The 8,366-nt window shown below is 47.9% G+C and carries 8 protein-coding genes; 6 read left to right on the top strand and 2 right to left on the bottom strand.

Annotation, left to right across the window (positions count from 1 at the left end):
• The coding region (locus JF818_RS08170; RefSeq protein ID WP_198891528.1) for an AMP-binding protein at positions 1-1,339 on the top strand (1,339 nt) is incomplete at its 5' end.
• Between the two features lie 14 nt (positions 1,340-1,353).
• Positions 1,354-1,659 (top strand): YhbY family RNA-binding protein, encoded by a 306-nt coding sequence (locus JF818_RS08165; protein ID WP_198891527.1) that lies wholly within the window; start codon positions 1,354-1,356, stop codon positions 1,657-1,659.
• Positions 1,660-1,829: 170 nt separating this feature from the next.
• On the opposite strand, the gene JF818_RS08160 is transcribed toward JF818_RS08165, so the two are convergent.
• On the bottom strand, positions 1,830-3,311 hold the full coding sequence (locus tag JF818_RS08160) for a beta-N-acetylhexosaminidase (protein ID WP_198891526.1): 1,482 nt from the start codon (positions 3,309-3,311) through the stop codon (positions 1,830-1,832).
• A gap of 162 nt (positions 3,312-3,473) precedes the next feature.
• Between JF818_RS08160 and JF818_RS08155 the strand changes: the two genes are divergently transcribed.
• The 4 genes from JF818_RS08155 (at position 3,474) to JF818_RS08140 (ending at position 7,968) form a co-directional block, all read left to right on the top strand.
• Positions 3,474-4,682, top strand: a complete 1,209-nt coding sequence (locus JF818_RS08155; RefSeq protein WP_233066840.1) for an ROK family transcriptional regulator — start codon at positions 3,474-3,476, stop codon at positions 4,680-4,682.
• Positions 4,675-5,583 (top strand): carbohydrate ABC transporter permease, encoded by a 909-nt coding sequence (locus tag JF818_RS08150; RefSeq protein ID WP_198891525.1) that lies wholly within the window; start codon positions 4,675-4,677, stop codon positions 5,581-5,583. The genes JF818_RS08155 and JF818_RS08150 overlap by 8 nt, the downstream gene beginning before the upstream one ends.
• A gap of 2 nt (positions 5,584-5,585) precedes the next feature.
• Positions 5,586-6,437 (top strand): carbohydrate ABC transporter permease, encoded by an 852-nt coding sequence (locus tag JF818_RS08145; RefSeq protein ID WP_198891524.1) that lies wholly within the window; start codon positions 5,586-5,588, stop codon positions 6,435-6,437.
• Positions 6,438-6,609: 172 nt separating this feature from the next.
• Complete coding sequence (locus tag JF818_RS08140) at positions 6,610-7,968, top strand: ABC transporter substrate-binding protein (RefSeq protein ID WP_198891523.1); 1,359 nt, start codon at positions 6,610-6,612, stop codon at positions 7,966-7,968.
• Positions 7,969-8,097: 129 nt separating this feature from the next.
• On the opposite strand, the gene JF818_RS08135 is transcribed toward JF818_RS08140, so the two are convergent.
• A partial coding sequence (locus JF818_RS08135; RefSeq protein WP_304945011.1) for a glycoside hydrolase family 2 protein occupies positions 8,098-8,366 on the bottom strand: 269 nt, incomplete at its 5' end.

Below are 8,366 nucleotides of genomic sequence, written 5' to 3'. Positions count from 1 at the left end.
TGCTGAACGTGTGGAAACCTTTGACGCAGAGAATAAGCTTGGCTTGACTGACCGTATATCCCTGGAGAAAGAAGGAAACATGACCTTTGTCCTGGACCTCAAGGCAGAGGCTCAGGATAGGCATAGGGCAGAGAGCGAGGATACCGCTGCGATTCTCTTCACCAGTGGTACTACAGGAACACCAAAGGGTGTCATGCTGAGCCACAGGAACATGGTTGCAGACTGTTACCTTGCACAGGGGAATATGACGCTGTACCCCACTGATGTATTCTATGCAATTCTTCCAATCCATCACTCCTACACCATGATGGCGGTCTTCTTTGAAGCCATGAGTGTAGGTGCTTCCATTGTCTTCGGCAAGAAATTGGTAATCAGCCAAGTGCTCAAGGAACTGAAGGATGGCGAGGTAACAATGTTCCTTGCTGTTCCTATGCTCTTCAACAAGATGATTGCTGCTTTGATGAATGGTGTGAAGGAGAAGGGCATTGTTCTCTATGGGATCATACGATTCATGATGGGAGTATCCGGTGTCCTGAAAAAGATATTCAAGGTGAATGTCGGAAAGAAGATGTTCGGCTTCTTGCTCAAGAAGCTCTCCCTCGATACCAACCGTATTTGTATCAGTGGGGGTGGACCGCTTCCTGCCTCTACCTTCAAGATGTTCAACCAGCTTGGAATTGATTTTGTACAGGGCTATGGCCTTACCGAGACCAGTCCCATCACCCACCTCAATCCAGTTGAAGCTTATATTGAGAGCTCGGTCGGTAAGAAGCTGCCCCAGACCGAGGTCAAGATCATGAATCCGGATGCTGAGGGTAATGGAATCATCTATATCAAGGGACCCATGGTCATGCAGGGTTATTACAACAACCCAGAAGCCACTGCTGAGGTCCTTGAGGATGGATGGCTCAATACCGGTGATGTCGGCTATCAGGATGCACAAGGGTATCTCTACCTGACGGGAAGAGCAAAGAACCTCATCGTTACCGAGGGTGGCAAGAATGTGTTCCCTGAGGAGATTGAGGATCACTTCCAACTCTACACTGAGATAGATACCATCTGTGTGATCGGGTATATCATTGACAAGAAGAACAAGAGTGAAGGGATCAGGGCCTTGATATATCCTGCTGAAAAGTATCGTGATGAAATGGCAAAAGAGCACGGGGATTCGGCCAAGGCGAAAATTGAGGAGAGGATGCAGCAAATTGTGAGCGAAGTGAACAAGGAGTTGCAGTCCTACAAGAAAATCACTCGTGTCACCGTGGTGGATGAGCCGCTTGAGATGACCAGTACCAAAAAAGTGAAGCGCTTCGTAGTTGCACAAAAGTACAAGGACTAGGTATAGTACTTCCTATGAATAGCAGTGTGAGAAATTTCCTTCGGTCGCAAGCACACTCCCTTAAGCCGATTGTCATGGTCGGCAAAGAGGGTGTTGATGACCGAGTAGTATCTGCTTTGAATGAAGCCTTATCCAGCCATGAGCTGGTGAAGGTAAAATTTCAGGCACAGAAGGATGAGATGAGACCTCTCTCAGAACAGTTGGCCCAGAAGACGGATAGTGATTTGATCAGTATCATCGGCTTCATTGCCACGTTTTACCGCGAAAGTGAAGAGCATCTCATACATATTCCCAGGGAACTTGCCAGAAAGGGTGAGTAGGATTGGGTATCGTACTCGAATGCAAGGCTGTTTCCTTAGGGGAGCAGCTTTCTTTTTGAACAAAGAAAAAGCAGGCCCGCATTCCAACGGAAGCAGGGCCTGCACTAGAGAAAATCCACCAGAAGGTGGTACCCTAGTGGTATCACAGCTCTCTGGTGGAAAGCAAGAGGTCAGGCAAGAGGACCTCTATAACAATGTATTGATAGAGCATCACAAACTTTATACAAAAGCGGAATTCTGTCCAATGTCTTTTCTGGTTCTTGTGGGTTCCATAACCGTTCAGCCAGTACCATCAACCTGGGGAACAGCATATATTCTGCTTGTCGGCCGTTCGTGATTTTTTCACTCCAAAGATTTCCTTGGCTTCCCAGTACCCGAGCACGGTCCGTTTCACCCTTTAGTCCAGCAAGTGGATCGAATTGGGCTACCTGGGTGATGCTGCTCACACCCAAATTCCCCATTTCTTCCTCATCATCAGTATGTTGATAATCAAAATAACATCCATCGGTATTGGGGCACATGATCACCTCATGTCCTCGCTCACTTGCTTCAATGCCACCGGCAACACCTCTCCAGGACATCACGATTAAATCCTCGGGGAGACCAAGGGACTCTGTACCCTCAAGTACCTCATCCCAGCCGATAGGGCGTTTGCCTGCCTTGTTTACCATTGCACAGATTTTACTGGTCATCCAGCTCTGGAGTTCCTTTTCCTTGGATAATCCCTCTTCTTGCATTCTCTTCTGGCATTTGGGGCAGGATTCCCAGGCAGTGTGAGGACACTCATCCCCACCAATGTGGATATAGGGGTCGCTGAACAGTGCAGCTATCTGGGTAATGGCATCCTCGAGGAACTCCAGCACCTGGTTGTTCCCTGCACAGAGTACTTCGTCAAAGATTCCCCAACGATCTTGTACCTCATACGGTCCACCACTGCACCCGAAATGTGGATATGCTGCAAGTAGGGAAGAGACATGTCCTGGAGTCTCAATCTCCGGTACCACGATCATATGGCGAGCATGGGCGTAGGACTGGACCTCCTGTATCTCCTCTTTGGTGTACAACCGTCCGTATGTTCTCCCGTCCATGTATTGCAGGAGAGTTCTCTTACTCGCTACCTTTTCCAATTGTGGCCAACCATCCAAGGGAATTCTCCAACCTTGGTCGTCACTCAAGTGCCAATGAAAACGGTTGAGATGATATAGCGAGGCTACATCGATCAGTTTCTTCAGGAATGCAGGGCTGAAGTAGTGCCTGCTGCAGTCGATCATGAACCCTCTCCAAGCGAAGGAAGGGGAGTCCTCAATAGCGCAACAAGGGAGCCTATGGTCAGAGGTATAGGTAAGGTTTCTCAGGGTAGAGATCCCACGGAAAGCACCTTCCTCATCGCTTGCCCTGATCACTATTTGCTTCTTGCCGATGGTGAGGCTGTATCCTTCACTTGGAAAGCCCTTTTGTAGCTTTACCAGGATGTCTTCTCCACCTGGTTGTATCTGCAGGAGTGCAGGGGCAGTCTCTATGAGGGATGTGAAGGAAGGATCGACTGCGATGGTAATACCATCGTGGAAGCGAAAGAATCCTTCCTTGTCTTCAACGGTTCTGGGTGTGGGAAACAAGATTTCACTTGCTTTTGCTGTATTTGTTTTGGCCATGATCTTGTCCTACCACGGCTGGAAGCTGAAGTCAAGTACAAAGGTTGTACAAACTTGCGTAAATATTGCTTGACAGTGGGGAGGTGCAGTGTTACGCTTAGTTTGTACAGAGAGCGAACAAACAAATCCTACGCCTATGTACCTGGAGTATACAGAACCAGCATGAGAATCAACAACAACAATTTTCAGAAAAATGCAAATACTTCCTTGGTTGCACAGTTGATCTGGAAAAGTCCAGGTATCAGCAGGGTCGATATTGCCAGGGAACTGAACCTTTATCGCTCCACCGTTACCAATATCATCAGTGCCTTGATTGATGACGAGGTTGTTTATGAGGGAGAAGAGGGAAGTGGAGTAAGCAGGGGTGGACGGAAGCCGATCCGCCTGAAGCTGAATGAACGCTTTGGCTGTGTGGTCGGTTTCGATATCCAGCCTTCCCACTATAGGGCGGTCATTCTGGATATAACCGGAGGCTTGCTTTACCAGAGCAAAGGGAAACTGCCGGAAGTTGGATTTGATGAAATCCTTACTTTCCTGATGGACCTGGTACTCACAGAGATTGAGAAGCTCTCCATACCATTGCTTGCCGTCATTGCCGGAATTCCCGGTATTGTGAATGCAGAGGATGGCATCATCATGTATGCAGAACCCTTCGGCCTTAAGAATTATGATTTCTATGATTTCTTTGCAAAACGATATGACGTACTGGTTTTTGTAGAGAATGATGCGAACTGCACTGCATGGTTGGAGATGACGATCAACAGGAATGTGAATCTGGGCGATTTCATGTGCATGATTGCAGACTACCATGAAGGGAACTATCAGTTTGGGGACCGTGCAGGTATCGGTGTTGGTATCGGGCTCTCCATTGGTGGGAAAGTATATCATGGCTCCCATCACAGCAGCGGTGAAATTTGCACGCTGAGCTGGAGAGAGCATAACAAGGGACAGACTGGCCTACCGGAAGATCTCCTGATCAAGTCAGTCTCTGATGAAAACGCATGGAAGACATTCATGAAAGATCTATTCGGATCCCTCGTTCCCATCCTTTCCGTACTGGATCCCCGTGTCTTTTTTGTCCATGGAAAACCGTTCAGTGATGAGACCAGAATCAGGGAGTTCCTCAAGGAGGAGTGTCCGCAATTCCTTGCTGTCATGGATAAGATTGGATGCAAACTGCTTTTCGATACCAAGGACGAGTTTGTGGTAGCAAAGGGAGCTGCGACCATGTTCTTGCAGAAGCTGTTTGCAGTTCCTGAGCTCTCAGAAATTGAAAGTCGTACTCATTTCGATTGGGAGAATGTCATCGATCAAGCATACCCTAGGAAGAAAACATATAAAAAACCCAGGTTGGAGGTTACGCATGCCTAAAACGCATACGCTGGCAGATGCGAAGCGAGAACAGAAAAGGGCCTATTGGACCTTGGTGCTTCCCGGCTTTCTCATCTATATATCGGTTATGGCATTCCCGACGCTGTTTTCGATCTTTCTCAGTTTAAGTGATTATAGTGGAGGAAAACTCTTTGGTGGCAAGCCGGTACATCTGGTTGGCTTCAAGTGGTATCAGAATCTCTTTGCTGATGAGTATTTCTACCTGGCATTGAAGAACAATATGTGGATTGTCTTTGTATCCGTGTTTGGACAGATCCCCCTTGGATTCTTTTTAGCCTATGTGCTGTACCGAGGAATTGTGAAGTTTGCAGATTTCTTCCAGACCATGATCTATCTGCCTACCGTCATATCCACCGTTGTCATTGGTATTCTCTGGAAATCATTCTTCGCCCCCTATGGTGCATTCCCTGAACTGGTGCGGTTGTTTAATCCTCAATATGAGTATGGGATCAGCAATCACCCTATGCTGCCGGTTCTCTTTGTAATCCTCTGGATGTATACCGGTATGTATCTGATCATTTTCATTGCCAACCTGCAGAAAATTGACAGTGCCGTCATTGAAGCAGCCCGAATCGATGGTGCGACTGAGGGGCAAACGCTTCGCTATGTCATTCTTCCAGCACTCTCGGGGGTACTGGTCACCACAGCGATTCTCGCTATCAGTGGGTCGTTGAAGAGTTTTGACCTCATTTATGTTATGACTGCCGGTGGACCGGCAAATCGTACCAGTGTGCTCTCCATCTACATGTTCGACAAGGCCTTCAAGGGAGCCCCGAGATATCCCTTGGCCAATGCAATCAGTACGGTGATGGTAGTGATCAGTTTTATTCTTATCGGCTTGACCAAGTGGGTTGAGAAAAAGTTCGGGGGGAGGGAGTAACCATGCGTGATGTAAAAGATACCCGCTCAACCAGGGCAAAAATCAATCTGGGCTTGACCTACGCTGTCATGATTTTCTTTACGGTCATGGCCATCTATCCTCTGCTATGGCTTGTGATGAACTCCTTCAAGACCACAACCGAGTTTCAGTTGAATAAACTGGGCATACCGCAGGATTGGGTCCTGATCAACTATCAGGATGCCTGGGTCAGGGGAAAATTCCCCAGTCTGATACTCAACAGTATCATCTACACAGGTATTACCACGGTAGCAACACTAGTGTTCTCCTTCATGGCAGGCTTTGCATTTGCGAAGATTCCCAATAAGGCTACCAAGTATATCCATGGCTCCTTTGTCATTGGGTTGCTCTTAACCCTCCAGTCAATCATGGTCCCACTCTTCCTGATCATCAACTGGGTGGGACTGTACAACTCCCGCCTTGGTGTTCTGATCCCCTATATTGGGATAGCAATGCCGATGGGTATCTATCTTGGCACTGAGTATATCAAGTCCATCCCCACTGCCTTGGTTGAGTCTGCACGTATCGATGGCGCAACCTATATGAAGATATTCATCTCCATTATTGTCCCGATGGCAGCCCCGGTCGGTGTGACTGTTGCAATTCTTACAGTCACCGGTACTTGGAATGAGTTTATGTTGATCAATATCCTGACCAGTAGTGATGCTCTCAAGAGCCTGCCGGTCGGAGTTCAGAAGTTTGCAGGAGCTCTGAGTAGTGACTTCGGAAAGCAATTTGCTGCATTGGTGATTGGACTGATTCCGATGTTGCTTTTCTACATGTTCTTCCGCAAGGAGATCACCAAAGGTGTCGCCGCCGGCGCTGTAAAAGGCTAACAGGTGAAACTGTTTGACAGCTGGTGGTTGTGATGGTAGCATTAGTTTGTACAAAGTATGAACTATAAGATAGGGATTACTTCACACCTGCAATATGGTGTGGTGAAACAAGAACCGAGCGGGTGGGGAGTCCAACCGCAGGAATGCAAGAAGAAGTCATTAGGAGGTAAAAATGACTGGTTTTAAGAAAATTTCCGTATTGGCGCTTGCGCTGCTGATGGTAGTAACATCAGTTTTTGCTCAAGGTACCAAGGAAGATGCTAGTGCATCTGGGCAAGTAGAGCTTACCGTGTTGAACTACATTGACATGTCCGAGCCAAACAGTGCCAATGAGATCAAGATGGTATGGGACAAGTTTGAAGAAGAGAATCCAGACATCAAGCTGGTCCGTGAGGATCTCTTCAATGAGCCTTTCCACCAGAAGACCGAAGCCTACGTTGCTAGTGGCCAGGTGCCTGATGTGTTGTACATGTGGCCCAGTGGTCGTTCCACCAGCCTTCATACCACAAATAGTGTGAAAGACCTGATGCCGTTCCTCGAGAAAGATGGCTTGGTTGATCAATACAACCCGGCAACCACCGCTCCTCAGTTCGCTGGATATCTTGCAGAACTTCCCAATGGTGTCACCACCACACACATGCTCTATGTGAATGCAAAGGTGCTCCGTGAGAATGGTTTTGATCTTCCCAAGAGCTATGATGAGATGAAGGCAATGGTCAAGCCATTGAAGGCAAAAGGCATTGATTTGATCGCCATGGATAACATGGATGCTTGGGTCATGCAGAGCTGTCTCTTCTCCATGGTCGTTGGACGTTACGGCGGAGTTGATTGGTATGACCAGCTTGCAGCCGGAAAAATCGACTTTACTGATGATTGGTTCGTGAAGTCCCTTGAGTTGATTGATGACATGTATAGCTCTGGAATGATTAACAGAAACAGCCTGAGCAGCCCCTACGGCTCCTCTCGTGGTAGTTTCGCAAGCGGAAAAGCTGCCTTCTACATTGATGGCGACTGGTCCACTGCATCCTTCCAGACTGATATCACCACCGGTAAGGCTTTGATCAGCCCAGAATCACAGCAGAACGATTTCGAGCTCATGGTCATTCCCAACCTTCCTGGTGAAGTTATCAAGAACTCCAACAGTGGTGTTGTAGGAACTGGCTGGGGAATGAGTGCTAACATTCCTGCTGGTTCTGCCAAGGAAGCTGCTGCCTGGAGATTGATCAAGTACTTGCAGGGCGAGTATGTACAGACGTACCGCCTGACCACTGGTGCTTCCTTCCCCTCAAACCTCAATGTTGATGTTGAGAAGGTCGTTGAAGAGAAGAATCTTGAGCCGTTCATTGCCAAGAGAGCTGCCTACTATGCCGCACACACCCCGATTACCCCGGTTATCGACGGTGTCTTGCACAGTGACGTCTACAATGTCATCAACACCGGTTTGCAGGAAATCGGTCTTGGAGACAAGGCTCCTGCTCAGGTTGCCTCTGAAGTACAGAAAGCTTGGGACAGCTGGAAGAAGAACCAGTAAGTACAGACAAGCATAACAAGAAATGGGGGAGCCGAAAGGCTCCCCTGTCTTGTGCATTACTATCTCAGGAAAATTTCCCTACATTCACAGAGAGAGAAACTTCCCTCTAGCGATTAATGATGATTGCCCTTAGTGACTGCTTCCCCAAAGATCATATATCTTCAGTTGCCTCTTGAAATCTTCCAGGCTGACTTCTCCTCTTGGCTTGAAGGTGACCACTTTCTGTGCGGTAGGACGGATTGCAAACAGATTGTCACTGAATACACCACTGATGCCCTCAGCTTCCAGTGCGACCTCGAAAGCAGGATAGGTACAGCTTACGGTAACGGAGAATCCTCCTGCTGTTTTTGAAACTTCGCTCTTTATCTCAGGATTCTTCAGGTTGCTCCGCTTTGGCT

It is taken from the genome of Sphaerochaeta sp. S2 (genome assembly GCF_016406725.1).
GTDB lineage: Bacteria > Spirochaetota > Spirochaetia > Sphaerochaetales > Sphaerochaetaceae > Sphaerochaeta.
The sequence above is the reverse complement of the archived record's forward strand: the minus strand, read 5'-3'. Positions and strand labels throughout refer to the sequence as shown.

Bases quoted from the DNA above. Each gene is read 5' to 3' on its own strand.
- JF818_RS08165 (WP_198891527.1), top strand. From the start codon at position 1,354: ATGAATAGCAGTGTGAGAAATTTCCTTCGGTCGCAAGCACACTCCCTT.
- JF818_RS08160 (WP_198891526.1), bottom strand. From the start codon at position 3,311: ATGGCCAAAACAAATACAGCAAAAGCAAGTGAAATCTTGTTTCCCACA.
- JF818_RS08155 (WP_233066840.1), top strand. From the start codon at position 3,474: ATGAGAATCAACAACAACAATTTTCAGAAAAATGCAAATACTTCCTTG.
- JF818_RS08150 (WP_198891525.1), top strand. From the start codon at position 4,675: ATGCCTAAAACGCATACGCTGGCAGATGCGAAGCGAGAACAGAAAAGG.
- JF818_RS08145 (WP_198891524.1), top strand. From the start codon at position 5,586: ATGCGTGATGTAAAAGATACCCGCTCAACCAGGGCAAAAATCAATCTG.
- JF818_RS08140 (WP_198891523.1), top strand. From the start codon at position 6,610: ATGACTGGTTTTAAGAAAATTTCCGTATTGGCGCTTGCGCTGCTGATG.